Raw genomic sequence first — 26302 nt, 5'->3', positions numbered from 1 at the left:
TTTATTTGGCGGAAGGGGCGGTGATCGCGGCGTAGGACGCCGAGACCGGCTTGATAACCTTGGCGGGAACGCCGGCGGCGACCATGTTGGCCGGAATCGACTGGCGCACGACGCTACCTGCGGCGACAACCGCGTTCTCGCCGATCTCGATGTTGCCAAGGATGAGCGCATGGGCCGCAAGCGTGGCGCCGCGCCTGACCTTGGGATGGCGATCACCCGCCTCGGCAAATGTGCTCCCGAGCGTGACGCCATGCCAGATGCTGACGTCATCTTCGACTACGGCCGTCTCGCCGATTACGATTCCCATCGCGTGATCGACAAATAGTCCCTTGCCAATCCGTGCCGCAGGGTGAATGTCGACGTTATAGATCCTGGCGCACCAGTTCTGGAGAAGCACGGCGAACGTCCGCTCACCATCAACCCAGTATGCGTGGGCTACACGATGAAGTTGTATCGCGAGGATGCCCCGGAAGGTGAGGAACGCGGAAAGTGCATTCGGACACGCGGGATTCGCGCTGGCAATTTTGTGAATGTCTGCGGCTGCGCTTTCATCGATTGCAGCTGACGCGATCGTCCGTTCGAACTCAGCCGAAAAGTCGGGCAGTGAACCATCCATCGTCATGAGATTGGCTGCAAGCAGCGCGGCCAATGCCTGTCCCAGCGACGGGTGCCCGAGTACGGCTTTCTGATAGTACGGGCGCATGGCTGGGCGGGCGGTCGCTTCCCGTTCGGCCTCAAGCTCGATTGTTTGCCAGACGGTATCGTGAATGTGCGTGTCCAAAGTCGTTCTCCTTTACCGCCAGTGTGGGCTCGCCAAAACCGACCGCAAATGCCGCAGATATACCTTTTTGTTCTAAAAATTAGATGGCAGTTCGCGAAGTCGTCCGATGAACAGCTGCCCAACGTACTGTCGTTTCACCGAAATGCGCGCATTTGCGAGTGCATGAGCTGAAGCATCTTGTTCGAAGCGACCGATAGCTTCCGCCCGACACGGGTAACGAGGTGCGCCTCCGCCTTGGCGAGGATCGGATGGTCGATAGCGATAGCAAACAGCTCGCCGGCATCAATCTCGGTCGACACCGCGAACGCGGGAAGGCAAACAATCCCTAACCCGGACTTGACGAACTGTTTGAGTATCGTGATGGAGTTTGTTGTCACGACCGGATCGAATCGGATCTTTTCGGCAAATTCCACCGCCTCGAGCATCTGACGGGTGCCGTATGACGCGTGAGTTGCGGCGAGCGGATACGACGCCAGTTCTTCGACGGTCATGGCTTCGTCCCGACCGCGGCGTGGAAAATCTGGGCCGACGATTGCCATCATCGGTTGCAATTTCGACGCCCTCGACACGATCTTGGGATCGAGAGGCGGGTTGTAGACGAGCCCGATTTCGCCTTCGTCCTCGGTGACTTTACGCATGACGTCGTTGGTGCCCGCGAGATCCAGGTTGACGCGGATTCCAGGGTATTGCTTGCAGAACGTCTGCATGGGGCCCGCGAGCATGTCCGACACGAACCCTTCGCCGAGCACGACATTGACGTGGCCGGTTCGCAGCCCCCTCAACTCCTGCAACCTCGAAAGCAGATCGTCCTTGTGGGCCACCTGCTCGCGGAAGTATTCGATCACGAGCTGGCCGGCTTCCGTTGGCTTGACCCCTCGGGCGTGACGCTCGATCAGGACGGCGCCGAGTTCCCCTTCGAGCAGGCCGATTTGTCTGCTGACTGCAGACGGTGCGACGTTCAGCCAGTCGGCCGCGGCGCGGATCGTCCCGCAGCGGACAGCCTCGAAAAAGTACACGATCCTGCTTTCCGTCAGATTTTCGACCATGGATCACCGTTCTAATTTTTGGAACATTTCTGAAATTGGCGTTGATTGATTATAGGTCTCCAGAAGTCCACTATGGAATCCCGAACAGTCACAACGATGTGGAACTTCCACAAAGGCGGGCTGCGAAATCAAATACGGAGCACGAAATATGAAAACGGTTGGTGTGATTGGTCTGGGCAATATGGGTCGCGGTATGGCTCTGTCGCTGAAGCGTGGCGGGTACGACGTCCTGGGGTTCGATGCCACGCCGGGCGTTGCCGAGGCCTTGCAGGCCGAAGGCGTGGTCGCATCTGCGTCGATTGCGGAAATCACGCGAAATGTGGACGTGCTCATTCTGTCGCTGCCGACTTCCGACATCGTCGAAAAGGTGGTCCTCGGAGAAGGCGGTGTTGCCGCGAATGCGCGACCAGGCCTGATCGTGGTTGACACCACGACCGCCGAGCCGGCCAGCACGCGGAAGGTCGCGGCGGCGCTCGCCGAAGTCAAGGTCGGACTGGTCGATGGCCCCGTCAGCGGCGGCCCGAAGGGCGCCGCGACCGCGACGATGACGATGGTGCTCGGTGGTTCGGATGCCGACGTTGCTGCTGTCGAGCCGGTCCTTGCCGTCATGAGCGCGAAGCGCGTCCACGTCGGTCCCGTCGGGGCGGGGCATGTGACGAAGATCATCAACAACATGCTGACTGGCGTGCATCTGCTCGCGACGAGCGAGGCGGTCCGTGCCGCCGAGGCCGCGGGCGTGAACCCCGAGAAGCTTGTCGAAGCATTGAACGGCGGATCGGGGCGCAATAGCGCAACGCTGACGAACTATCCGACCTGGATCTTCAACGGCAAATTCGATTCCGGATTCACGATGAAGCTGATGCGCAAGGACGTGCGCCTTGCGATGGACATGCTGCGCAAGCTCGACGTCACCGCACCGATCGCGATCGAAGCTGGCCGCCTTTGGGCCGCGAGCGTTGAATCGATCGGCGACCAGGAAGACTTCAACCGGATCGTGGAATTTACCGAAAAGAACTGACTGAATTCAGGAGCATGGACATGGAAAACCAGGCAGCACAAAACCTTCTGGCCGCATTCGCGTACTTCTTCCCGAATGCTCAGACCATCGGATCGTACGTCGGTGGTCAACTGATCGAAGGCGCCGGCGAATCGATCCAGTTGTACGACGCAGCGACCGGCAAGCCGAGCCTCGTCTACCAGGATGGGGGCGCCGCCGTCGTCGAACTGGCGGCTCAGGCGGCCGAGATTGCACAGAAGCAGTGGTGGTCGCTAACACATGCAGCGCGCGGACGGGTGATGTTCGAGATCGCGCGCGAGCTGCGCAAGGAAGTCGAGCAAATCGCACGCCTCGAGTCGCTCGGTTCCGGCAAGCCCATTCGCGATTGTCGCGGCGAAGTGGCCAAGGTCGCGGAGATGTTCGAATACTACGGCGGCTGGACAGACAAGTTCTACGGTGACGTCATTCCCGTTCCGACCTCGCATCTGAACTACACCCGTCGGGAGCCGGCGGGCACGGTCCTGCAGATCACGCCGTGGAATGCCCCGGTGTTCACCTGCGGATGGCAGGTTGCCCCGGCCATCGCGATGGGCAACGCCGTCCTGCTCAAGCCGTCCGAGCTGACACCGTTCACTTCCCTGGTGGTCGGCCTCATCGCCGAGCGCGCGGGCCTGCCGAAGGGGGTGATCAACGTGCTTTCGGGTTATGGGCATACCGTTGGTCAGGCTGCCATTGCACACAAGGTCGTCAAGAAAGTGGTGTTCGTCGGCTCGCCGGCAACCGGTGCACGGATTGCGGAGTCGGCCGCGAAGCGTGTGCTGCCTTGCGTGCTCGAACTGGGCGGAAAGTCCGCGAACATCATTTTCGGTGACGCGGACCTGAAGCGCGCGGCGCTGACGGCACAGGCGGCGATCTTCGCGGGCGCTGGCCAAAGCTGCGTTGCCGGCTCGCGATTGCTCGTCCAGCGCTCCGTCTATGACGAGTTCGTCTCGATGGTCGCGACCGGCGCGAAGAAGATCAAAGTCGGCGACCCGCTCGACGACAGCACCGAAGTCGGCCCGATTAACAATCGCAAGCAGTACGACCACGTCATGTCGATGATCGCGCGTGGCGTCGAAGCCGGCGCCACGCTCGCATCGGGATCGACTGACGTGTCGGACGGCGGTTACTTCGTGACCCCTACCGTCTTGGCAAACGTCACCAATGAAATGGATGTCGCGCGCACCGAGATCTTCGGTCCGGTCGTCGCTGCCATTCCGTTCGACACGGAAGACGAAGCCATCGCGATTGCCAACGATACTGAATTCGGTCTCGCCGGGGCCGTGTGGACGACCGATGTCGGCCGTGCGCACCGGGTGGCCGCACAGGTGAATGCCGGCACGTTCTGGGTGAACGGATACAAGACGATCAACGTTGCGTCTCCGTTCGGCGGGTATGGTCTCAGCGGCTATGGCCGATCCAGCGGCGTCGAGGCTCTTTACGAGTACACGCAGACGAAGAGCGTGTGGGTCGAAACGGCGAAAGAACCGGCGACTGCATTCGGCTATCTGTAAGGCGAAATGGGCTCCCGCCAAATCAGGCGGGAGTCCAGACGGAGGAAGGGGATATGGAAACGGTGGTCAGTACGCGCGAGCATGGGGACACGGGACAAACAGCCGTCAAACTGTTTGTCTACGCCGCGGTGATTGTGGTCATCGCCGAATTGATCGGTTCGTTTACGTTCAAGATCGGTCCCGGAAAGGTGGTCCTGCTACCGATGATCTGGGCGCTATTGTTGGGCGCGGCACTTGGCCTGCTGAGCCAACGGTCGAAAAACGGCTTGAGTCTTGATGTCCCGACGCAGTTTTACGCAGCTGCGATCCTGCAACCGGCTCTTCTGCTTTTCATTGCGAAACTCGGCCTGATGATCGGAAGTGCGCTTCCGAAGCTCGCTGCCGCAGGTTGGGCGCTGGTGTTTCAGGAGTTTGGTCATTTTGTGGGAACGATCCTGCTCGGCCTGCCGCTGGCGCTCATGCTGGGCATCAAGCGCGAAGCCATCGGTGCAACATTCTCGGTTGGGCGCGAACCGAGTCTCGCGATCATCGGTGAGAAGTACGGGATGGATTCGGCCGAGGGACGCGGGGTGCTCGCCGAGTATCTGACCGGCACGATTTTCGGTGCGGTATTCATTGCGATTTTTGCGGGCTTCGTCGCGAGCCTGAACATCTTCGATCCGCTCGCACTTGCGATGGGATCCGGTGTCGGGTCGGGCAGCATGATGGCTGCGGCGTCGGGCGCGATCGCTGCTCAGCAGTCGCCTGAAGTCGCGAAATCGGTCCTTACGTTCGCGGCCGCGAGCAACCTCATCACGACGACGGTGGGGACCTACTTCACGTTGTTCATTTCGTTGCCGATGGCTATCTGGGGATATCGTCTCTTCGAACCGGTGATCGGTCGGACGACCCGTGCTTCCACCACGTCTGACGCGTCGGACGACACGCGCCCCAGGCTCGGCGACGTGGCAACGGAAGCGCCGACGCTGCAGTACGGCGGAAAGGCATTGGCATGGGGGGCTACCGCGGTGTTGTCGCTGGTGTGCGACTGGATTGCGCATGGCACCACTCCGCTCGAGGGTTTGCCTGGAATGGCGCTCATGGTGGTCGCGGTGGTTGCCGGCGATGCCCTGTGTACCCTCACTCGACGCAAGATTCCGGCGGTTTGCTGGGTATCGTTCATCGCGATGTTCCTCACCTCTCCATGGTGTCCGCTCGGAGCGCATTTCGCCGAGTTGAGCGCGAAGAACGACTTCCTCGGCGTGACCACTCCGATGCTGACCTTTGCCGGACTGTCGATCGCCAAGGACGTTCCCGCGTTCCGACGCCTTGGCTGGCGGATCGTGCTGGTCTCGTTCGTCGCAAATGCCGGGACCTTCCTGGGCGCGACGCTGGTGGCGCAGATCTTTCATATTTGAAGCGACCATTCTTTCGACGACACCTGTCGGCTCGCTCGATGCGGCCGACGGGCCACTACCCGCGAGCAAGACTACATGTCAGTCAGCGTCTTTGATCTCTTCAAGATCGGTATCGGGCCGTCGAGTTCGCATACGGTCGGTCCGATGCGCGCCGCGTTGATGTTCGTGCGTGCGATCGAGAGCGACGGCCGGCTCGAGGCAGTGAGCCGAATCCGGGCAGAGTTGTATGGTTCGTTGGGCGCGACCGGTAAGGGGCACGGCACCGATAAGGGCGTGATGCTCGGCTTGATGGGGCAGGCGCCCGACACGATCGATGCAGACGAAATCGACTCCATGCTTGGTGAGATATACGCATCCGGGGAACTGCGGCTGGCCGGGGTCAAGCGTATTCCGTTCTCGTCCAAGCGGGACATCGTGTTCTATCGACAAGCGCTGCCGGAGCACCCGAACGGCATGAAGCTTTTTGCGTTCGATGGAGACGGTGCAGTGGTGCGTCAGGGCGTCTACCTGTCGGTCGGTGGCGGGTTTGTCGTGACGGCCGAATCGGAGAACGACGGGGTGTTCGCGGTACCGGGTGAGGTCCCGTATCCGTTTTCAAACTCGAAGCAATTGCTCGAGCTCTGTGAACAGCATGGAAAATCCATTGCGGAACTGACGTATGCGAACGAACGTGTGTCGCGCTCGGAAGCCGAAATTCATCGCGAGCTGCGGCGCATCTGGTTCGTCATGCAGGCCTGTGTCGAACGGGGGTGCCGCACGGAGGGAAGTTTGCCCGGTCCGCTCGGCGTAAAGCGCCGCGCGGCGTCCTTGCATCGCAAGCTTACGGAGCGTGCGAGGAGCGACGGTGACGTGTCGCTGGCGGCAATGGACTGGCTCAATCTCTATGCGCTGGCGGTGAACGAAGAGAACGCCGGCGGCGGTCGCGTCGTGACGGCACCGACGAATGGCGCGGCGGGAATCATTCCAGCGGTATTGCACTACTACATGCAATTCGTTCCAGGGGCGAACCTGCAGGGCGTATTCGACTTTCTGTTGACCGCCGCTGCTATCGGCATGTTGTACAAGCTCAACGCGTCCATCTCCGGTGCGGAGGTCGGTTGCCAGGGCGAGGTCGGGGTGGCGTGTTCGATGGCTGCCGGCGGGTTGTGCGCGCTGCTCGGGGGAACGCCGAAGCAGGTCGAGCACGCGGCGGAGATCGGGATGGAACACAACCTCGGCCTGACTTGCGATCCATTCGGTGGCATGGTGCAGATACCCTGCATCGAGCGAAATGCAATGGGCGCCGTCAAGGCGGTCAATGCTGCCCGGATGGCCATGGATGGCGACGGGACACACTACGTGTCGTTGGACTCGGTCATCAAGACCATGCGACAGACCGGCGCCGACATGAAGACAAAGTACAAGGAAACATCTCGGGGCGGTCTGGCAGTCAACATCATCGAATGCTGACTATCCGAAATCAGATCGGATTCCCAATCGACGCGCGAGGCCCGGGACGTATTCCCTGCAAGCCATCTCTGAACTTGAAGAACCACGATCATGAACGTCATTGCAGAAATCAATGCGGAGTCGGACGCACTGAAAGCGATCCGGCGCGACATCCATGCGCATCCGGAGGTGGGCTATGACGTACATAGAACCGCTGAGCTCGTTGCATCCAGGCTCGAACAATGGGGGCTGAGTGTCGTGCGTGGTGTCGGTCGGACGGGGGTCGTTGGTACGTTGAAGCGCGGCACGAGCGCTCGCTCGATCGGATTGCGAGCCGACATGGACGCCCTCCCGATGCAGGAAGCGAACGAGTTCCCGCATCGCTCGACGGTACCCGGGGCCATGCACGCCTGCGGCCACGACGGACATACCGCGATGCTGCTCGGAGCAGCACGTCACCTGGCTCGATCGGGCGACTTCGATGGAACGGTGCATTTTATCTTCCAGCCGGCGGAGGAAGAGGGCGGTGGCGCCAATGCGATGATCGAAGACGGCCTGTTCGATCGGTTTCCGGTCGAAGCCGTTTTCGGCGTACACAACTGGCCCGGGATTCCGGCGGGTCATTTCGGTGTAAGACCCGGACCGATCATGGCGTCGACCAGTCTTTTCAAGATCAAGCTCACTGGGGCTGGGTGTCATGGAGCCATGCCGCACCTGGGCACGGATCCGGTGTTCGCGGCTGCGCAGATCCTGACCTCGTTGCAGAGCATCCTGACCCGAAACAAAAACCCGATCGAAGCGGCAGCACTGTCGGTCACGCAGATCCATGCAGGAGAAGCTCAGAACGTTGTGCCGACCGACGCATGGTTGGGAGGAACGGTTCGCACGTTTACTGACGAAACGCTCGATCTCATCGAGAAGCGGATGCGCGCAATCGTGGCCGCAACTGCTGTTGGTTTCGATTGCCATGGCGAGATCGAGTTCGATCGAAACTATCCGCCGACGGTGAACGATCCGGCGCAGACAGCGATGGCCGTCGAGGTGATGCGTGAACTCGTTGGCGACGATGCAGTGAACGCGTCAATTCCCCCGACGATGGCCGCGGAAGATTTCTCGTTCATGTTGCGTGCGAAGCCGGGTTGTTATGCGTTTATCGGAAACGGGGCGGGGGACCATCGCGTGATCGGGCATGGCGGTGGACCTTGCCTGCTGCACAACGCTAGCTACGACTTCAATGACGATCTTCTTCCGGTCGGGTCGAGTTACTTCGTGCGGCTGGTCGAACGGTTCCTGCGGTGTATCTAACGTGTGAACAGAATCAATTGCACATGTCCAGATATACGGCGGTGGTGGTGACCACGATCGTCCAGGTTTGTACGGCATTTGCCGCCCTGGCGATACCGAGCACCGCACCGCTCATGATTCACCAATTCGGCCCCGGTGCGCCCGGTGTAGGGACGTTTGTCTCGATCACTTACGCCGCGGCAGCCGTTGCATCGGTTGCGGCAGGCGGTCTGGTTCCGCAGCTTGGGCCGATTCGGCTCTGCCAGATTTCGCTGCTGGCGTGCGCAACCGGGCTTGCCATGGTTGGCGGAGGCACGCCCGTGTGGTTGATCCTGGGAGCGATCGGCGTCGGCATTGGGTATGGGCCAGTCACGCCTGCGAGTTCGTACCTGCTCGCGGCAACGACATCACCCAAAAACAGACGATTCGTTTTCTCGCTCAAACAAACGGGCGTTCCCGCGGGCGCAGCATTGGCAGGCGCAGTCATGCCGGTTGCTATGCTGTTCATGGGTTGGCGGGCGGCAGTGTGGCTCGTCGCAGCATGTTACGTGTGCATAGCGCTTGCAATGGATCCCGCGCGTCGATTGTTGGACGGCCAGATTGGCTTATCTGGCCACCGACGTTTCCATGTACTCGCGGCGTTGACCGCGATCTTCGCAAGAGCGGATCTACGACGACTGGGAATCACGGCGTTCGTGCTGGGCGGCGCGCAAATGTGTACAAGCACATTCATCGTTTCCTACCTGCATGCGTCCTACGGCATGTCGCTGATTCATGCCGGGTTCCTGCTTTCCGTCACGAATGTTGCCGGGGTCTTGTTTCGCCTGATCTGGGGCGCAGCAGTCGATCGTGGCATCGGCTCCAGCAAGCTCCTCGCGTTTCTGGCGATACTTACCGGCCTCGCCAACTTTTCGATGGCGGACCCTGAAATGATGTCGCGCACCTTATCGGCATTCGGCACGTGCGTGGTTCTGGGGGCTGCCGCGATTGGCTGGAATGGCGTCCTGCTTGCGGAGATTCCGCAGGTCGTTCCTCAGGCAGAGGTCGGCATTGCAACATCGGGCTGCCTGTTTTTTAGTTTTGCGGGAGTTGTCGCTTTGCCGGCGCTGTTTGGCGCAGTGGAGCAGGCCAACGGGGGCTACGCTGCTTCGTGGATGTCGATTGGCGTCATGGCGCTGGTGCTGGGTGTGGCGCTTCTTGTTGCGAACGATGCGGCGTCCCGTCGAAGGTCTGTTGACGCGCAATAGCTTCGATTGATTATCGATGGAAAACAGAAATTGAAGCTGTCGTAAGCTCACTATTTACTTCGATGTTCCTTGCGCGCGAGGCAAACCGTGGCTGACGAACTTCCCGACCTCATCGCTCCGCATCTCGACGTGCTGTTTTGCGGGATCAACCCGGGCCTGACCGCGGCCGCCACCGGGCATCACTTCGCCGGGAGAAGCAACCGCTTCTGGCGCGTGATCCATCTCGCGGGCTTCACGGCGGCGGAAATTTCGCCGCAGGACGATCGCGCGATTCTTCAATATGGCTGCGGCCTGACCACGGTGGTGAAGCGGCCGACCGCGAGCGCCGATCAGCTTTCGCGCGCGGAATTCATCGCCGCGGCTGCGGAGTTCGACCAAAAGCTGGCGCGCTACGCGCCGCGCTTCGTCGCTTTTCTCGGCAAGGCGGCGTACTCCGCGCTTTCCGGGCAGCGAGCAATCGACTGGGGGCTGCAACCGGCCGGCATGCAGGAGGCAAGCGTCTGGGTGCTGCCCAATCCCAGCGGGAGAAACCTCGCGTTCGGCCTCGACGATCTGGTCGACGCATACCGTCAGCTTCGGCTGCAGGCGAGGGCCGTTTCCGGTCTCCAACTGGAGGGGCAGGATGCGGCGCGATGAACCCGCGCCCCGGTGGCCGGGCACCGTGCTGCCCCGCGCATTCTTCGACCGAGTCGCCACCGACGTCGCCCCGCAACTGCTGAACAAGATCCTCGCGGCCGCCGACGGCCGGGCCGGGCGGATCGTCGAAGTGGAAGCCTATGCCGGCGCGATCGATCCGGCTGCGCATACCTACCGCGGCAAGACGCCGCGCAATGCGACGATGTTCGGGCCGCCTGGGCATCTGTATGTCTATTTCACGTATGGCATGCATTGGTGCTGCAACTGCGTGTCTGGCCCGGATGGCACGGGAACGGGCGTGCTGATCCGTGCGCTCGAGCCGCTGCACGGGCTCGAGCAGATGCGTGCGGCCCGGCCGCCGCAGACGCGCGATCGCGACCTGTGCCGGGGGCCGGCGCGGCTGACCCAGGCGATGGGGATCACCGGCGCGCACGACGGTGTCGACCTGATCGGTGCGCAGGAAGGGTTCGCGATCGTCGACGATGGCATCGCGCCGCCCGCCGATCCGGCGAGCGGGCCGCGCATCGGCATTCGTGTCGGCACGGATCTGCCGTGGCGCTGGAGCGTGCCGGGCAACCTGTACGTATCGGGGCCGGTGACGCGCCGCTGAGACACCCCGTGCCGGAATGCGCACAATTCGACCTGCGTCACGCGACCGCCATTATTGACCGGCTAAGCTTGTCTTTTCGGCGTATTCGAGCGAGGAGACACCATGCGGCGGGTCGTATTCAACCAGAAGGGCGGCGTGGGCAAATCGACGATCGTCTGCAACCTGGCAGCGATCAGCGCGAGCGAAGGGCTGCGCACGCTCGTCATCGACCTCGATGCGCAGGCGAATTCCACGCGCTACCTGCTCGGCGACGCCGCAGCCGACGCGCAGCCAGGTGTCGCCGATTTCTTTGAAACCGCGCTGACCTTCAACTTCCGCCCGGTCGACGTCGCGTCGTTCATTCATCCGACCCCGTTCGAAGGGCTCGACGTGATGCCCGCGCATCCGGAGCTCGACACGCTGCACGGCAAGCTCGAGTCGCGCTACAAGATCTACAAGCTGCGCGATGCGCTGAATGAGCTCGACGCCTACGACGCCGTGTACATCGACACGCCGCCGGCGCTGAATTTCTATACGCGCTCGGCGCTGATCGCGGTCGAGCGCTGCCTGATCCCGTTCGACTGCGACGATTTCTCGCGCCGTGCGCTGTACACGCTGCTCGAGAACGTGAAGGAAATCCAGCAGGACCACAACGCGGCGCTCGAAGTGGAAGGGATCGTGATCAACCAGTTCCAGCCGCGGGCGAGCCTGCCGCAGCGACTGGTCGACGAACTCGTCGAAGAAGGGCTGCCGGTGCTCGCGTCGAGGTTGTCGGCGTCGGTGAAGATCCGCGAGTCGCATCAGCAGTCCAAGCCGGTGATCCATCTGGAACCCGGGCACAAGCTCGCGCAGGAGTTTCTCGCGCTGCATCGCGAACTGGCCGGCTGACACCGCATTTGCCTGACGATACCGCGGCCGCATCATGCGGCCGCTTTTTATTGCGACGGCAATTCATCCGATCATTGATTCCGTCATTAATAATCCCGAAAACGATTTCATAATAAATCCAGAAAAAACGATTACATAGGTGGCCGCTCCATTTTCAATGCGCCCCGGTTTTCTAATAAACGGAATAATGGATTGGTAAATGTTGCGCGACGTCATGATCCGTTATCCTGTAACAAGGTAAAAATGCATTGCGGGACAGAGTGATGCGCGGCCCCGTCTGCGATGTCGGCGTGCTACGGGTTCCAGCAGTCGTCCCGGACAGGAATAAGGGTTTATACCTAGCATTAATGCCATTTAATTGACAATTAATCGATCTAGAATGGGCTCCTTCACCTTCCCGCACTCAAATAAGTGACGGGTTGTCAATAAGGAAGCCCGCTGTCGATCCGGCTTCCAATTTCTTTACGTCGTCTCTCGCATTGCCAACAGGAGCGTGCCCGATGTCCGTATTTGCCCCCGAAAAAATCAACGCCGAATATCAATCCGGTATTGCAGCGTGGTTTGCGATTGCCCGTCCGGCGATCCAAGGTTTCGAGGCTGTCGTCGAACTCAACCTGCAAGCGGCCCGGACGGCGCTCGAGGAATACGAGGACAAGCTGAAGAACGCATTCAACAGCAGCAACCCGGCCGCGGGTTTCGCGCAGCAGATCGCCGCACCGCAGGAAGCGGCCGGCAAGGCCGTGTCGTACGGCCGCCATCTGTTCGACATCGCGGTGTCGACGCAGTCCGAATGGGCGAAGGTTGCGCAAGCGCAATATGAACAGAACGACAAGCGCCTGAAGGAGGTGCTCGGCGAACTGTCGAAGCATGCGCCGGCCGGCTCGGCGCCGGTGGTGGCCGCGCTGAACTCGGCGCTGTCGGCGGCGACCGCCGCGGCCGATTCGGTTCGTGCCGCTACGGGCCAGGCGATCGAAGCCGCGCAGAGCGGTTTCGATGCGGTCAGCGAAACGGCCGCGCGAGGCGCGAAGCAAACGGCTGGCGCCGCTCGCAAGGACGCCGCGGCCGCACGCGAATCGGCTGCGTAATCGCGCAACCACGCAAGCACGTGTCGCGCACGGGCGCGACACGATTGAGCGGCGCCGGATGGCGCCGGATGCCGCGTGTGCCGCGTGGAATCCGGCGAATGTCCGGTTTGCCGCGAGACGCCGGTGAACCGGCGAGCCGTACCGGTGTGCCGCCCGTTCGAACGGGTGCCGTGCGCCGTACGACGGCGTGCGATCGCTATCGGGCCGAATGGCCCGGGAGGCACGATCGCCAGCCGAGGCCGGCACGCGCCGGCGTCAGAACGACGAACTGATTTCGATGCAGGAACTGGACATGACGGATGTAGTGATCGTATCGGCCGCGCGGACCGCGGTCGGCAAATTCGGCGGTTCGCTTGCGAAGATTGCGGCGCCCGAGCTGGGCGCGACGGTGATCCGCGCGGTGCTGGAGCGTGCGGGCGTGAAGCCCGAGCAGGTCAGCGAAGTGATCATGGGCCAGGTGCTGACGGCCGGTTCCGGGCAGAACCCGGCGCGGCAGTCGCTGATCAAGGCCGGGCTGCCGACGGCAGTGCCGGGGATGACGATCAACAAGGTGTGCGGCTCCGGCCTGAAGGCCGTGATGCTGGCGGCGAACGCGATCGTCGCGGGCGACGCGGAGATCGTGATCGCGGGCGGCCAGGAGAACATGAGCGCGTCGCCGCACGTGCTGCCGGGCTCGCGCGACGGGTTCCGGATGGGTGACGCGAAGCTGGTCGACACGATGATCGTCGACGGCCTGTGGGACGTGTACAACCAGTACCACATGGGCATCACGGCGGAGAACGTCGCGAAGGAATACGGGATCACGCGCGAGGAGCAGGACGCGTTCGCGGCGTTGTCGCAGAACAAGGCGGAAGCCGCGCAGAAGGCCGGCCGCTTCGACGATGAAATCGTGCCGGTGGCGATTCCGCAACGCAAGGGCGAGCCGCTGCAGTTCGCCACCGACGAATTCGTGCGTCACGGCGTGACGGCGGAGTCGCTGGCGGGGCTGAAGCCGGCGTTCTCGAAGGACGGCTCGGTGACGGCGGCGAACGCGTCGGGGCTGAACGACGGCGCGGCGGCGGTGCTGGTGATGTCGGCGCAGAAGGCGGCGGCACTCGGCCTGACGCCGCTGGCGCGGATCAAGGCGTACGCGAACGCGGGCGTGGATCCGAGCGTGATGGGGATGGGCCCGGTGCCGGCATCGCGCCGGTGCCTGGAGCGCGCGGGCTGGACGCCGGGCGACCTGGACCTGATGGAGATCAACGAGGCATTCGCGGCGCAGGCGCTGGCGGTGCACAAGCAGATGGGCTGGGACACGTCGAAGGTGAACGTGAACGGCGGGGCGATCGCGATCGGCCACCCGATCGGCGCGTCGGGCTGCCGGATCCTGGTGACGCTGCTGCACGAGATGGCCAAGCGCGATGCGAAGCGCGGGCTGGCGTCGCTGTGCATCGGCGGCGGGATGGGTGTCGCGCTCGCGGTCGAGCGCGCCTGAGTAGAGTCTGACGACTCGTCCCGCGTGCGGCAGCGGCCAGCGTCGCACGCGGGCGAAGCGGTTCTCGCGCACGACAAGCAGTCAACAACACGCGCGAGGTGCAGGTGCGTGCCGCGCCCGCGACGCGGGCGGCTGCGCATCGAAGCGGTGGGGCGGCAGCATGAGCGACGCCGCCGCTCCGCCTTGATCGATTACTTTTTTGTCGGTAATTAATAGGATGACTAAGCGAATTGCAGTAGTGACTGGTGGAATGGGCGGCCTCGGCGAAGCGGTCAGCATCAGGTTGAACGACGCGGGCCACCGGGTAGTCGTCACGTATTCGCCGAACAACACCGGCGCGGACCGCTGGCTGACCGAGATGCACGCGGCCGGCCGCGAGTTCCACGCATATCCGGTGGACGTGGCCGACCACGATTCGTGCCAGCAATGCATCGAGAAGATCACGCGGGACGTCGGCCCGGTCGATATTCTCGTGAACAACGCGGGCATCACGCGCGACATGACGCTGCGCAAGCTCGACAAGGTCAACTGGGACGCGGTGATCCGCACCAACCTCGATTCCGTGTTCAACATGACGAAGCCGGTCTGCGAAGGCATGGTCGAGCGCGGCTGGGGCCGCATCGTCAACATCTCGTCGGTGAACGGCTCGAAGGGTTCGGTCGGCCAGACCAACTATGCGGCCGCGAAGGCCGGCATGCACGGTTTCACGAAGTCGCTCGCGCTCGAGATCGCGCGCAAGGGCGTGACGGTGAACACGGTGTCGCCGGGCTACCTCGCGACGAAGATGGTCACGGCGATCCCGCAGGACATCCTCGACTCGAAGATCCTCCCGCAGATTCCGGCGGGCCGGCTCGGCAAGCCCGAGGAAGTCGCGGCGCTGGTGGCTTACCTGTGCTCGGAGGAGGCCGGCTTCGTGACGGGCTCCAACATCGCGATCAACGGCGGCCAGCACATGCATTGACGCGGGGCGGCCCGGCGGCGTGCGCGCACCTGCCGGGCCGCGTTCCGCGCGATCCAGTGCCGGGGCGGCGGCAGGCGCGCCGCTTCGGCTTCGCATTCCGGAGAAGGCATGGGCGATACCTGGATGGGACTCGTAATCGGCGGCACGGCACTGGCCGTCGCGCTGACGATGGCAGTCTCGCTCTACTGGCTCGAGCGGCGCCGTGCGCGGCTGCTGCGGAACTTCGATCATCGCGATTGTTCGCTCGTCGCGTACGGCAGGTGCTTCGCACGCGTGCGGACCCGGCCGGCACGCCGCCTGCGCGGCGCGCGTTGACGGCGGCATCGCGGCAGTGACGCGTCACGCTTGACGAGCGGTCGTGCATCGCGCGCATGCCAGCGGGGATGCGCGCGATGCCCTTGATCAATCGTTCTTTTCGCTCTTCCCGCCCGACTCGCCCGAGTCGTTCTTGTGGAAGATCCGCTTCGTCGTGCGCTTGGTGGCATCCCAGCCTTCGCGCGACGCGTGTGCGACCCCGTGCCCGACCGCCTTCGCGGCGCTCGCGGTCGCGTGGCCGAAGCTGCGGGCCGCCTCGCCGGTCTTGTGCGCGGCTTCCTTCGAATCGCGCTTGATGTCCTGCTTCACTTCCGACATGTCCGCGTGCGCGATCGGGCTGATCAGCGCCAGAACGAGCGCGGTGCCAATGAACTGACGAACTTTCACGACCTGGTTTCCTTCTCTTGGGTAAGCGGCTTCATCGAGGATTCGCATCGCCGGCCGCCGACGCGTCGAGCATCACCGCGGCGCGGCCGGACAGCAGCACGCGATCGCCGCAGCGCAGCGCGAAGCCGTACAGCACCGAACGGGCGTCACCGCTCACGCGTTCCGCTTCGACGACGAGCGGCCGCGCGAACGTGTCGAGCCGGTCGACGAACGCGTCGATGTTGCGCACGCTCGCCAGATAGCCGACGCGCGGGCGCGCTTCGTGCGCACCGAGCAGCGCGCCGTGCACGGCCATCGCCTGCGCCGCGTATTCGATCCCGCAGACGGCGGCAAGCCGGCCGTGCGCGCGCAGCGGGTTGTGCGGATCGCAGTGGCTCGTCGCGGTGCAGCGGATGCGAGCGGCATCCCACGCATCGACCGTATCGAGCACGCACATCGCGCCGCCGTGCGGAATGTGCGCGGCGATCCACGTGTGGTCGAGCGGCGGTGCGAGCGGGATGGTCGCGGTCATCGCGCGCGCTCCGCGAACGTATCCGGCATCGCGACGTCGACCTGCACGCGCGTATCGGCCAGGTAGTCGAGCACGACACGCGTCGAACGCCGCCCGGCGATGGCGTCGAGCAGCGGCAGCACGCGCGCGGCCGGATTGCCGGCGCGCAGTGCGTCGAGTTCGGCGATCGCGAGCGGCGTGGCGGGTGCGTCGGCGAGCTGGACGTCGATGCGGGCGAGCGCGCGCTCGCTTGCTTCGGGCGCGAGCACGAGTGCCACGCCGAATGCGTCGCCGATCGGGCGCACCGCACGCAGCGGTTCCGGGTAGTCGGTGTCGTACGCGATCAGCAGCGTCGGCACGCGATCGACGACGACCTGGCACAGGCTTTCCAGCAGGCCCGCGGCAAAGCTTCCGTCGTGCGCACAAAGCACATTCGACGTCGCCATCGCGCGGGTCGCGATGCTCCAGTAGCCGGCCGGTGCGTTGTGCACGGAGTTGTGGAAGCGCGTCGGCGACAGCTGACGATCGTCGCCGGCCAGCGTCTCGCAGATCGCGTGGCAATTCTGGCCGTCGCCGCCCGACGCGCTGAACACGGTTGCGAGCGTCGCGGCGTCGCGTCCGCTCGCGGCCACCGCTTCGTGGCCGGCCGCGAGCGCCACGCGCACGACGGGGCCGGTGCGGCGCCGCTCGGCCGACGGCAGGCCGGCCGGCGGCGGCAGCTCGGTACGGGCCGGCGCATACGGCACGCGGCCCGCGAGCACGTCGGCCGCGTGCGGCCAGTCGTTCAGTCCGGGCCCGATGAGGCCGATGCTCTCGATGAAGGCGGTGAGTGTCATGGCGGGCCTCAACGGCGGGCATGGTCGGCGCGGCCGAGGATCAGGCTGCAATTCGTGCCGCCGAAGCCGAACGAATTGGACAGGACGGCGCGCACGCGCGTCGCGCGGCTCGCGAGCACATAGTCGGCGGCGAGTGCCGGGTCGGGCTGTGTCGTGTTGACACCGGCCGGCACGAACTGCTCGCGCAGCGCGAGCGCGGCGACGACGGCCTCGAGCGCCCCCGCCGCGCCGAGCGTATGGCCGGTCGCGCCCTTCGTCGAGCTGCACGGCGTGCTGGCGAACAGCGCGCCGATCGCACGGCTTTCGGCCGCATCGTTGCTCGGCGTCGCGGTGCCGTGCAGGTTCACGTAGTCGATGTCGGTTGCGCCCAGGCCGGCGGATGCAAGCGCCTGCTCGATCGCGACGCGCGCGCCGAGCCCGTCCGGATGGGGCGACGACATGTGATGCGCGTCGCTCGATTCGCCGATGCCGAGCAGCAGGATCCCATCGGCGTCGAGTGCGGCGGGCGGGTCGGGCACGCGTTCGACGAGCGCGAACGCGGCGGCCTCGCCGATCGAGATGCCGTCGCGCGCGACGTCGAACGGCCGGCACGGCTGGCGCGACAGCAGCTCGAGCGAATTGAAGCCGTACAGCGTCGTCAGGCACAACGAATCGACGCCGCCGACGACCGCCGCGTCGATCAAGCCCGCCTCGATCATGCGGCGCGCGGAGCCGAACACTTTCGCGCCGGACGAGCACGCGGACGAGATCGCCATCGCCGGCCCGCGCAGTGCGAAGAACGCGCGCACGAACGCGGCCGGCGAATACGGGTTGTGCGTCTGCGCGTAGCGGAAGCCGGCGGGCAGCGCGCCGCTCGTCGGATCGCGGCGCTGGTATGCGTGTTCGGTCTCGAGGATGCCGGCCGTGCTCGTGCCGATGAACACGCCGACGCGCGCCGCACCGTAGCGCGCGACGGCCGCCGCGACGCGTGCGTCGAAGCCGTCCTGCGTGAGGCCGAGTTGCGCGAGGCGGTTGTTGCGGCACGCGAAGTCGGCGAGATCGGCCCGCACGGGCTGCGCATCGACGCCGCCCACCGCGCCGATCCACGTGTCGAGATCCGCACGTTCGAAGTCGCAGGGCTGGAGCCCGCCGCGCGCGTCGCGCAGCGCATCGAGGGTCGCATCGAGGCCGCGGCCGATGCAGCTGGTGGCGGTGAAGTGCGAGAGCAGGAGAGGTTTCACGAGGGTCGCATCCGGTGGCCGGAACGGGTGCCGCAGCAGGGCTGGCACGCGCGCCGTTCGAGGTCAGATTTTATCAAACGGGGGTGCCGAACCGGCCGGCTCGCCCGGCCCGCCGGGCGGCTCCGGCGCGAGCGCCGCGCGCAGCGTGGTCCAGTGCAATTGCGCATCGGCAGCCGCGCGCAGCACCGCTTGCAGCACGTCGAGCACGACCGGTTCGCCGCGCGTGTCGCGCGCTGCGTGGCCGTCGTGCACGAGCAGGATGTCGCGTGCCGCGAGGCCGTGCAGCAGGCGGCGCGTGACGGTCGCGGCATCGCGCGCACGCGTGTCGAAGCCACGTCGCGTCCAGCTCGCCAGTTGCAGGCCGAGTTCGCACAGCACCGGCTCGAGAAACGGGTTGCGCAGGCCAGCCGGCGCGCGGAAGAACAGCGGGCGCGTGCCGGTGAGCTCGGTCAGCGTCTGCTGCGCGGCCGCGATCTCGCGCCGCAGCGCGGCGGGCCCCGACAGCGAGAACGTGTGGCGGTGCCGCTGGCTATGGTTCTCGATTGCATGACCGCGCGCGACGATCGCCTCGATCCAGCGCGGATGACGGCGCGCGAGATCGCCGATGCAGAAGAACGTCGCGCGCGCGTCGTAACGGTCGAGCAGGTCGAGCACGCGCGGCGTGACGTCCGGGTCCGGGCCGTCGTCGATCGTCAGCGCGATGCGGCGGCCAGCGTGGGCCGGCAGGCGCGTCCAGTTCGGGCCGAGCAGCGTGCTGCGCGGCCACAGGCCCGCGGCGGTCAGCGCGAGATGCGACGCGACCACGCTACCGACCGCCCACGGCCACGCGGCCGGCTGCGCGACGACGGCGGCCGCCGCGCCCGCATGCAGCGCGGCCGTGCCCGCGATCAGCGGCGTCGGCTTCCAGCGGCGCGTATCGCCGGGGCGTTGCGACGGAACGGTCGACGGCGCGTTCATGCGCGGCTTCCTCGATGACGGTCGATGGCCACAGCGTCAGCCGCGCGTGGCGCGAGAATCGCCGCGAACGCGAGCGCGAGCATCGCGCCCGGGCCGACGGTCAGCCCGAAGGTTTCGAGCAACGGCACGCGCGACAGCGCCAGCAGCCCGAAGCCGGCAACCGTGGCGAGATTCGCGATCAGCAGCGACACGAGCGTGTACGGCGTGACGGGCTGCGCGTCGTCGCGCTTGCAGAAGAACAGCGCGTAGTTCGAGCCGACCGCGACGATCAGCAGCATCCCGACGAGATGCAGGATCGTCAGCTGCACACCGGCGAGCGCGAAGCCGGCCGTCACGACCAGCACGGCCGCGACGAGCGGCGCGAGCGCGCGCATGGCGCGGCGCGGCGAGCGCAGCGCGATCAGCAGCAGCACGGCGATCGCGGCGAAACCCGCGAGCGACAGCCGGATGTCCTCGTGCACATAGCTCACGTACAGGCGATCGGCTTCGGCCTTCATGTCGACGAACAGCGCATCGGGCACGCCCGCGCGGGCGACGGCTTCGCGAATCGGCGTGGCATCGAGACTCGATGCCGGTTGCGCGGCGCGGGCGGCATCCGGCGCGCGCAGCGGCAGCATCGCGCTCCAGCGGCCGTCGCGTTCGGTCAGCAGCGCATCGACGGCGAGCGCCATCGACGTGCCGCGCAAGTCCGCGCGTGTCAGCAGCGGCGCGTGGCGCGCGGCCTCGATATCGGTGATGAACGGTGCGAACAGGTCGGGCTTGACCGCGATCGGCTGGTTCGCGACGGCGTCGTGCATCCGCGCGGCGAGCACGTCGGCATCCGGCAGGCTCGCCTGGCGTGCTCGCTGCGCGGCGTCGCTCGGCAGGTAGCGCGCGGGGCTTTCGAAGCCGGCGAGTGCGCCCCGGTCGACCAGCGGCTGCAATTGCGCGGCGACCTTTTCGGCGCCTTCGAGCGCGGCCTGTTCGGTCGAGGCGGAAATCACGACGAGATAGCGCACGTCGGGTGCGCCGACATCGGCGCGCAGCCGCGCATCGAGCGCCTGCGCTTGCGCCGGCACCGGGCTGAGCGCGGCGAGTTCGCGGCTCCACAGGCCGTCGCGATGCAGCACGAGCGTCGCGACGGCGGCGATCACCAGCACGGCGAGCGGCCCGCGCAGCCGCGGCGCGGCGTCGGCCGCACGCGCGAGCACGGCGCCGACGCGCGACACGTCGCGGATCGCGACATGCTCGCCGCGCAGGTGCGGCAGCACGAAGCGCGTGACGAGCGCGGCGGCCGTCAGCCCGACGATCGAATACAGCCCGAGCTGCACGAGGCCCGGGAATCCGGAGAACAGCATCGACGCAAACCCGCACACGGACGTCAGTACGCCGAGCCGGATCGTCGGCCAGTACGCGACGACCCACGCGCGCGTCGCGTCGGCCGGGCGCGCCGTGCCGCGCGTGCCGGCCTGCGCCGATTGCACGAACAGGTAGATCGAATAGTCGACGGCTTCGCCGATCAGCGTCGTGCCGAAGCCGAGCGTCAGCCCGTGGACCGTGCCGAACGCGACGCTGACCGCCGCGATGCCCGCCACGATGCCGGTCAGCACCGGCAGCAAGCCAAGCGCGAGCGTGCGCGGCGAACGGTACAGCGTCAGCAGCAGCGCGACGATCAGCACGACGCTCGCCGTCGACAGCCGTTCGACGTCGTGCCGGATCGTGTCGCGCGTGTCGACCGAGAACACGCCGGGGCCGGTCATCGCGAGCGTGGTCGCGGCGGCGTTCGGCACGGCCTGCTGCGCGGCGGCGAACGCGCGGCGCACCATGTCGATCGCGCGGGCCTGCGCGTCGGTATCGGACCCGGCGGCGGCCGTCTGCACGACGAGCACCGCGCGCGTGCCGTCGCGCGATGCCCACACGCCGTCGCGGCTCGCCGGTTCCGCCGCGCTGTCGAACTGGTCGACGAGCGTGGCAACTTCACCGGTCGGGTCGCGCGGCAGCATCGCCTTGGCCACGAGGCCGGCCGACGAACTCAGCAGGTCGAGGCTGTCGCCGAGCGCCTGATGCAGGCCCGCCGCGCTGAAGCGCTGCGGCGTGACGGCCGGGCTCAGCAGGTAGCGGTGATCGAAGATGAACTGGCGATCGCGCGCGTCGTTCGCGGCTTCGCCGTTGTGAACGGCCGCGAATTGCGGATCGGTGCGCAGCGCGCCGGCGACGCGTCGCGACAGCGCGGCGCGCGTCGTGGCATCGCCGCCGTCGATCGCGACCAGGATCAGCCGCGACACGACGCCGTCGCGCAACTGGTCGACGAGCACGCGCTGCCCGGCGCTCGGCGCGCTCGGCAGGAACGCGGACAGGTCGGCCGTGAAGTGCGCGCGCCCGATCGCGACGCCGCATGCGATGAGCGCGAGCAGCCACGCGAGCACGGCACGCTGCCGCAGCGCAGGCAGGCGGCGCGCGACCGGTGACGCGGGGGGCCGGGTGCGTTCGTCCATCAGTTCGGGTTCGCCGGAACGGGCCGCAGCCGCATCACCGAGCGGTCGCCGTCGGCCTGCCGGATCGCGACGCTGCGCAATACGTCGCGCGTGCCGTCGAGCGTGATCGTGCTGACGACCTTCAGCATCCGCGAGTCGAGCGGCGTGAGCGTCAGCGTCCAGTCGTCGCCGCGACCGGCGAGCGCGACCTTGTACACCTGTTCGAGCGCGAAGCGGTTGCCGGCGAGCGTCGCGCGGATGCTGTCGATGAACGCGCCGAGTTCCGGATAGCGTGCGAGCGCGAGCGTGAACTTGCGGTTGTTGCGCTCGACGGTGAGCATGTCGCCATCGACGACGAGGTGTTCGGGCTTCGGGCTCAGCGTGTGCTTCTCGAGATGATCGGGCGCGACGAACACGAGTTCGCCGGACGATTCGACCGGCTGCGTCGCGATCGACAGGGTCTTCGTCTCGGTGAATGTCGCGCGCCCCGACTTGTGTTGCGCAAGCGTCGACATCAACCGGTCGAGGTTCCACGCCGGCGCCGTGTCGGCCGGTTGCGCGGGCGTTGCAGCCAGCGCGGCCATGGCGGCGCTTGCCGCGACGGCGACGGACAGCGTGCGGACGGCGCGACGCAGCGTGGACGGGAGCGGGGGCAGGCAGCGGCGAACGGCGGTCATGCGTCGGAATCCCTCGTGGCGGCCAGGCCGGCACCGGCGCATGCAGCGTCGCTGCGAGCGGTCACGGTCGCGGCATCGCCGCCTTGCCAGAAGTCGAAATAGTTGAACCAGTTGTACGGCGCCGCGCGGCAGTATTTGTCGAGCAGCGCGACGTAGCGCGCGAGTGCCGCGTCGACGGCCGCCGTGCGTGCGTCACGCCGCACGTCGGAGAAATCGGCGAGCGTCTCGAAGTGCACATCGTAGCGGTTGCCGTCGCGATAGAGGCCCGTCATGAAGATCACCGGACGCTTCAACATCGCGGCCATGTAGAGCGGCCCGAGCGGGAACGCGGCCGCCGCGCCGAGCAGCGGCAGCCGGCGCAGCGACGCGGCCGCGTCGTCGAGCAGCGTGCGGTCGGCGAGCATGCCGACCATGCAGTTCGCGTCGAGGCGCTCGCGCACCTTCAGCATCGAGTCGACCTGCCCGAGCGGAATCACTTCCGGCTGCGCGGCGGGATTCACCGCGGCGAGCGTCGCGTTGATCTTGCGCGCGTTCTTCTCGTACATCGTCACGACCACGCGCAGGTCCGGGTGCGTGCGGCCGATCGCGCGCACGACCTCGAAGCTGCCGAGATGCGCACCCATCAGGAACGCGCCGCGCCCGCCCGCGAGCGCGTCGTCGACGAGCGTTTCACCGTGCAGCCGGATGTCGAACAGGTCGAAGCGTCCGTTCATCAGGTAGATGCGGTCGTGGATCGTCGCCGCGAACGTGAACACGTGCCGGTACACGTCGCGCCAGCGCGCGGGGCGGCCGAGCACGCGGCGCAGGTAGTCGCGCGACGCCGCGCACGCGACCGGCGAGAACAGCACGAAATACGTCGCGATCAGGTGCAGCACGACGCGCGCGCGCTGCCGGCCGAAGCGCAGCGAGATCCACGTCATCGCGCGCAGCAAGCCCGCATTGCTGCGTTCCTGGCGTTCGGCCCACGCGGTGCGCTTCATGGCTGCACGCCATCCTGTGCGGCCGGCGGCGCGGACAGCACGCCGCTCGCGACTTCGCGCGCCCCGGTGCGCAGCGTGAAGCGGATCGCACCGCTCGCCGCGGCGTCGTACGCGAGATCGAGCGGTTCGCCGGGTGCGACCGGGCTCAGGAATTTTGCGGACCCGAGCCGCCACGTGTGCAGCGGACGGTTCAGCGCCGTGCCGATCGCATGGATCGCGTGATCGAGCAGCACGACGCCCGGCACGACCGGATGGCCGGGGAAGTGGCCGGGCAGCGCCGGGTGATCGGCGGGGATCGTGAACCCGAGCGCGGGCGCGGGCGCGCCGTCCGGGTCGCGTACGGGCGTCGGCGCGGCCGAAGTGCGCGCGTGTTGAGCAACGAGCGCGGCGAGCACGTCGCGCGGCAGCTTGCCGGTTTCATTGCGCGGCAGCGCATCGACGAACACGAGCGGGCGCGGCATGAACGCGGGATCGATCCGCTCGCGCAGCGCGCGCTGCAGATCGGCGGCCGCGAGCGTCGGCGCGACGACCAGCGCGACGAGGCGCGTGACCGGCTCGAGGCCCGCGTCGGCATGCGCCGGCGCGGCTTCGTCGGGCATGAAGAACACGCCGTCGATCACCTTCGGAATCGCATTGAGCTGATGGTTCAGGTACGCGAGCGACGTGCGCTTGCCGGCGATGTTGACGAGGTCGGCCTTGCGGCCGTGCAGCAGGAACCGGCCGTCGCCGAGCAGTTCGAGCGCATCGCCCATCGGCACGGGCGCTTCGACGTGCCCGCCCGACACCCAGATCGTCGGCTCGCCGTCGTCGCTCTCCGGTTCGTCGCGCGCATCGAGCCGGATGCCCGGGAACAACGCCCACGCCGCGCCTTGCGACGTGCGACGGGTCGCGATCTGGCCGGTTTCGGTGCTGCCGTAGATCTCGACGAGCGGCGCGTCGAGCGCGGCTTCGGCTTCGCACGCGAGCTTTTCGGACAGCGGAGCGGTGGCCGACAGCACGAGCGCGGCAGGCGGCAGCGCCTGGCCGGCCGCCAGCAGCGCCCGCAGGTGGATCGGCGACGTGACGAGCACGCGCGGCTGCGGGATCGCATCGAGTTCGTCGCGAATGTCGACCGGGTAGAACGGCTGGCGATTGCTGAACGCGAGGCCGCCGATCAGCGCGAGCAGCACCGTCGACTCGAAGCCGTACATGTGCTGCGCGGGCACCGTGCCGATCAGCGTGGCCGCGCGGCCGTCGAGCAGCCCGAGGCGGTCGGCCGCCGCGCGCACGCAGCCGACCAGGAAGCCCCAGGTCTTGCGGTGCGGCACCGGTGCGCCGGTCGAGCCGGACGTGAACACGTAGGCCATGATGCGCGCCGCATCGATCTGCGGCACGACGAACGGCGCATCGCTCGCGCGCTCGCCGCGGGCAGCATCGGGGTACGCGAAGCGCGGCAGGTCGATCGCGCAGTCGGGCGCGTCGTGCAGGCAGAACGCGTCGGGCGCGAACGATGCGAGCTGGCGAACCATTTCCGGCGTGTGCGTCGACGGCAGCAGGCTGATCTTGCCGGCAACGAGCGCCGCGCACAGGCTGACCGCGAAGCGGTAACGGTCGCGGCACACGTTGAACACGTGGCCGCCGGCGGGCAGCGCGGCGGCCACGCGGGCGACGTCGGCGACGAACGCGCGCACGGTGACGGGCGCGCCGTCGCGCCAGGCGATCGTCTGGTCCGGCGACGAATGGAAAACCAGCGGGTGAGTCGGCATAAATCGGTCAAAACGGGAGCGAAGGCCGGCGCGCGGCGCCGGCCGTGAATTCATCGTGACGGCTGCGATGCGTGAGTCGTCGCGCGATACGCGCGCACCGCATCGACCATGCGCGGCCGCGGTTCGTGCGGCAGTGCGAAGCGCCGGCACGCATGCTCGGCGGCGAACATCACGGCGACGAGCGGCAGCGACAGGTAGTTCGCGAACGTCGACCACGTGACGATCGGCGCGGTCGCGAACAGCAGCGTCGACACGGCGGCGATCGCGACGAAGAACAGCGTCCACGCGAGCGTGATCTGCCGGGTATAGCGCGCGACGGCCGGCGTGATCGCGCCGTGGATCATCGTCGCAAAGCGCGTGCACAGCGGCACCTGGCCGGCCGCGAGCGTGCGGCCGAACAGCAGCGCCATCGCGAGGTTGAAACTGGCGTGTTCCAGATACAGGCCCCATTCGAAATGCCGGGCGAGCGGCACGCGCGCGGCCCACAGCACGGCGGCGGCAAGCAGCCACGCCGGCACGAGCCATGCGCGATGCGGCGAGCGCAGCGCCGCGCCGAGCGCGAGCAGCAGCGGCGGCACCAGCGCCATCGCGAGGCCGAAGCCGTGCGCGCCGGGTGTGGCGGCCGCGTAGTGTGCGCCGGCCTGGTATGCCGCGACGGCGCCGACCGCGGCGAGGCCGCGCGCGACGGGCAGCAGCCGGCTCATCGGCGGCCTCCGCGCGCGCGGCGTGCGAACGCGCGCCCGGCGGCCGGGCGGCAGCGGACGGACGGGCGAACCGGAACGGAGCGGAAGGACGGGCGCGGCATGACTGGCGACATCGGGCGGATCGTGGCCGGACGCGATGGTCAGGCCGTCAAACATCATATGAAAGGCGGCC

26 protein-coding genes are annotated in these 26302 nt (G+C 66.4%); 13 read left to right on the top strand and 13 right to left on the bottom strand.

Going from position 1 to position 26302, the window contains the following annotated elements:
• Position 1: 1 nt before the first annotated feature.
• Positions 2 to 781, bottom strand: coding sequence for a serine O-acetyltransferase EpsC (gene epsC / locus CFB47_RS15945; protein WP_218829427.1), 780 nt, complete (start codon positions 779 to 781; stop codon positions 2 to 4).
• Between the two features lie 134 nt (positions 782 to 915).
• Positions 916 to 1827: a LysR family transcriptional regulator gene (locus CFB47_RS15940; RefSeq protein ID WP_089456941.1), complete on the bottom strand. Its 912-nt coding sequence runs from the start codon at positions 1825 to 1827 to the stop codon at positions 916 to 918.
• 148 nt (positions 1828 to 1975) lie between these two features.
• Here CFB47_RS15940 and CFB47_RS15935 point away from each other — a divergent pair, with 148 nt between their 5' ends.
• The 9 genes from CFB47_RS15935 to CFB47_RS15895 all read left to right on the top strand — a co-directional run bounded on the left by CFB47_RS15935 (position 1976) and on the right by CFB47_RS15895 (position 11846).
• A complete protein-coding gene (locus tag CFB47_RS15935; protein WP_089461655.1) occupies positions 1976 to 2845 on the top strand; it encodes an NAD(P)-dependent oxidoreductase in 870 nt (289 codons plus the stop codon).
• Positions 2846 to 2865: 20 nt separating this feature from the next.
• On the top strand, positions 2866 to 4377 hold the full coding sequence (locus CFB47_RS15930) for an aldehyde dehydrogenase family protein (protein WP_089456939.1): 1512 nt from the start codon (positions 2866 to 2868) through the stop codon (positions 4375 to 4377).
• Positions 4378 to 4430: 53 nt separating this feature from the next.
• Positions 4431 to 5774 carry a DUF3100 domain-containing protein gene (locus tag CFB47_RS15925; protein ID WP_089461654.1) on the top strand — a complete coding sequence of 448 codons (1344 nt, stop codon included), beginning with the start codon at positions 4431 to 4433 and terminating at the stop codon, positions 5772 to 5774.
• Between the two features lie 75 nt (positions 5775 to 5849).
• Entirely contained in the window at positions 5850 to 7223 is a 1374-nt protein-coding gene (locus CFB47_RS15920; protein WP_089461653.1) for an L-serine ammonia-lyase, read from the top strand.
• A 90-nt stretch (positions 7224 to 7313) separates the two neighbouring features.
• Positions 7314 to 8507 carry a M20 aminoacylase family protein gene (locus CFB47_RS15915; RefSeq protein ID WP_089461652.1) on the top strand — a complete coding sequence of 398 codons (1194 nt, stop codon included), beginning with the start codon at positions 7314 to 7316 and terminating at the stop codon, positions 8505 to 8507.
• A gap of 23 nt (positions 8508 to 8530) precedes the next feature.
• On the top strand, positions 8531 to 9733 hold the full coding sequence (locus CFB47_RS15910) for an MFS transporter (RefSeq protein WP_089461651.1): 1203 nt from the start codon (positions 8531 to 8533) through the stop codon (positions 9731 to 9733).
• Positions 9734 to 9820: 87 nt separating this feature from the next.
• Positions 9821 to 10369, top strand: coding sequence for a G/U mismatch-specific DNA glycosylase (gene mug, locus CFB47_RS15905; RefSeq protein ID WP_089461650.1), 549 nt, complete (start codon positions 9821 to 9823; stop codon positions 10367 to 10369).
• Positions 10356 to 10979 carry a DNA-3-methyladenine glycosylase gene (locus CFB47_RS15900; RefSeq protein ID WP_089461649.1) on the top strand — a complete coding sequence of 208 codons (624 nt, stop codon included), beginning with the start codon at positions 10356 to 10358 and terminating at the stop codon, positions 10977 to 10979. Before mug ends, CFB47_RS15900 begins: the two co-directional genes overlap by 14 nt.
• 102 nt (positions 10980 to 11081) lie before the next feature.
• A complete protein-coding gene (locus CFB47_RS15895; protein ID WP_089461648.1) occupies positions 11082 to 11846 on the top strand; it encodes a ParA family protein in 765 nt (254 codons plus the stop codon).
• A 63-nt stretch (positions 11847 to 11909) separates the two neighbouring features.
• Here CFB47_RS15895 and CFB47_RS41195 read toward each other — a convergent pair whose 3' ends face one another.
• Entirely contained in the window at positions 11910 to 12062 is a 153-nt protein-coding gene (locus tag CFB47_RS41195; protein WP_179243659.1) for a hypothetical protein, read from the bottom strand.
• Positions 12063 to 12346: 284 nt separating this feature from the next.
• Between CFB47_RS41195 and phaP the strand changes: the two genes are divergently transcribed.
• The 4 genes from phaP to CFB47_RS15870 all read left to right on the top strand — a co-directional run bounded on the left by phaP (position 12347) and on the right by CFB47_RS15870 (position 15681).
• Positions 12347 to 12931, top strand: coding sequence for a TIGR01841 family phasin (phaP, locus tag CFB47_RS15885; protein ID WP_089461647.1), 585 nt, complete (start codon positions 12347 to 12349; stop codon positions 12929 to 12931).
• Positions 12932 to 13223: 292 nt separating this feature from the next.
• Positions 13224 to 14405, top strand: coding sequence for an acetyl-CoA C-acetyltransferase (locus tag CFB47_RS15880; protein WP_089431889.1), 1182 nt, complete (start codon positions 13224 to 13226; stop codon positions 14403 to 14405).
• 217 nt (positions 14406 to 14622) lie between these two features.
• On the top strand, positions 14623 to 15366 hold the full coding sequence (phbB, locus tag CFB47_RS15875; RefSeq protein ID WP_089441026.1) for an acetoacetyl-CoA reductase: 744 nt from the start codon (positions 14623 to 14625) through the stop codon (positions 15364 to 15366).
• A gap of 108 nt (positions 15367 to 15474) precedes the next feature.
• Positions 15475 to 15681 carry a hypothetical protein gene (locus tag CFB47_RS15870; protein WP_089441025.1) on the top strand — a complete coding sequence of 69 codons (207 nt, stop codon included), beginning with the start codon at positions 15475 to 15477 and terminating at the stop codon, positions 15679 to 15681.
• An 87-nt stretch (positions 15682 to 15768) separates the two neighbouring features.
• On the opposite strand, the gene CFB47_RS15865 is transcribed toward CFB47_RS15870, so the two are convergent.
• From CFB47_RS15865 to CFB47_RS15820, 10 genes are all read right to left on the bottom strand, one after another.
• Positions 15769 to 16116, bottom strand: coding sequence for a hypothetical protein (locus CFB47_RS15865; RefSeq protein ID WP_089456928.1), 348 nt, complete (start codon positions 16114 to 16116; stop codon positions 15769 to 15771).
• A complete protein-coding gene (locus tag CFB47_RS15860) occupies positions 16100 to 16579 on the bottom strand; it encodes a hotdog family protein (protein ID WP_089461646.1) in 480 nt (159 codons plus the stop codon). Before CFB47_RS15860 ends, CFB47_RS15865 begins: the two co-directional genes overlap by 17 nt.
• Positions 16576 to 17394, bottom strand: coding sequence for a beta-ketoacyl synthase chain length factor (locus tag CFB47_RS15855; RefSeq protein ID WP_089461645.1), 819 nt, complete (start codon positions 17392 to 17394; stop codon positions 16576 to 16578). Before CFB47_RS15855 ends, CFB47_RS15860 begins: the two co-directional genes overlap by 4 nt.
• Before the next feature lie 8 nt (positions 17395 to 17402).
• Positions 17403 to 18614, bottom strand: a complete 1212-nt coding sequence (locus CFB47_RS15850; RefSeq protein WP_089461644.1) for a beta-ketoacyl-[acyl-carrier-protein] synthase family protein — start codon at positions 18612 to 18614, stop codon at positions 17403 to 17405.
• A gap of 63 nt (positions 18615 to 18677) precedes the next feature.
• Positions 18678 to 19571: a polysaccharide deacetylase family protein gene (locus CFB47_RS15845; RefSeq protein WP_089461643.1), complete on the bottom strand. Its 894-nt coding sequence runs from the start codon at positions 19569 to 19571 to the stop codon at positions 18678 to 18680.
• On the bottom strand, positions 19568 to 22045 hold the full coding sequence (locus tag CFB47_RS15840; protein WP_089461642.1) for an MMPL family transporter: 2478 nt from the start codon (positions 22043 to 22045) through the stop codon (positions 19568 to 19570). Before CFB47_RS15840 ends, CFB47_RS15845 begins: the two co-directional genes overlap by 4 nt.
• On the bottom strand, positions 22045 to 22701 hold the full coding sequence (locus CFB47_RS15835; RefSeq protein WP_089461641.1) for an outer membrane lipoprotein carrier protein LolA: 657 nt from the start codon (positions 22699 to 22701) through the stop codon (positions 22045 to 22047). Before CFB47_RS15835 ends, CFB47_RS15840 begins: the two co-directional genes overlap by 1 nt.
• Positions 22698 to 23681 (bottom strand): acyl-CoA synthetase, encoded by a 984-nt coding sequence (locus CFB47_RS15830; protein WP_089461640.1) that lies wholly within the window; start codon positions 23679 to 23681, stop codon positions 22698 to 22700. Before CFB47_RS15830 ends, CFB47_RS15835 begins: the two co-directional genes overlap by 4 nt.
• Positions 23678 to 25426 carry an acyl-CoA synthetase family protein gene (locus CFB47_RS15825; protein WP_089461639.1) on the bottom strand — a complete coding sequence of 583 codons (1749 nt, stop codon included), beginning with the start codon at positions 25424 to 25426 and terminating at the stop codon, positions 23678 to 23680. The genes CFB47_RS15830 and CFB47_RS15825 overlap by 4 nt, the downstream gene beginning before the upstream one ends.
• Positions 25427 to 25476: 50 nt before the next feature.
• A complete protein-coding gene (locus CFB47_RS15820; protein WP_089441327.1) occupies positions 25477 to 26130 on the bottom strand; it encodes a hypothetical protein in 654 nt (217 codons plus the stop codon).
• Positions 26131 to 26302: the final 172 nt, after the last annotated feature.

The sequence above is a fragment of the Burkholderia sp. AU27893 genome (assembly GCF_002223205.1).
Taxonomy (GTDB): domain Bacteria; phylum Pseudomonadota; class Gammaproteobacteria; order Burkholderiales; family Burkholderiaceae; genus Burkholderia.
The sequence above is the reverse complement of the archived record's forward strand: the minus strand, read 5'-3'. Positions and strand labels throughout refer to the sequence as shown.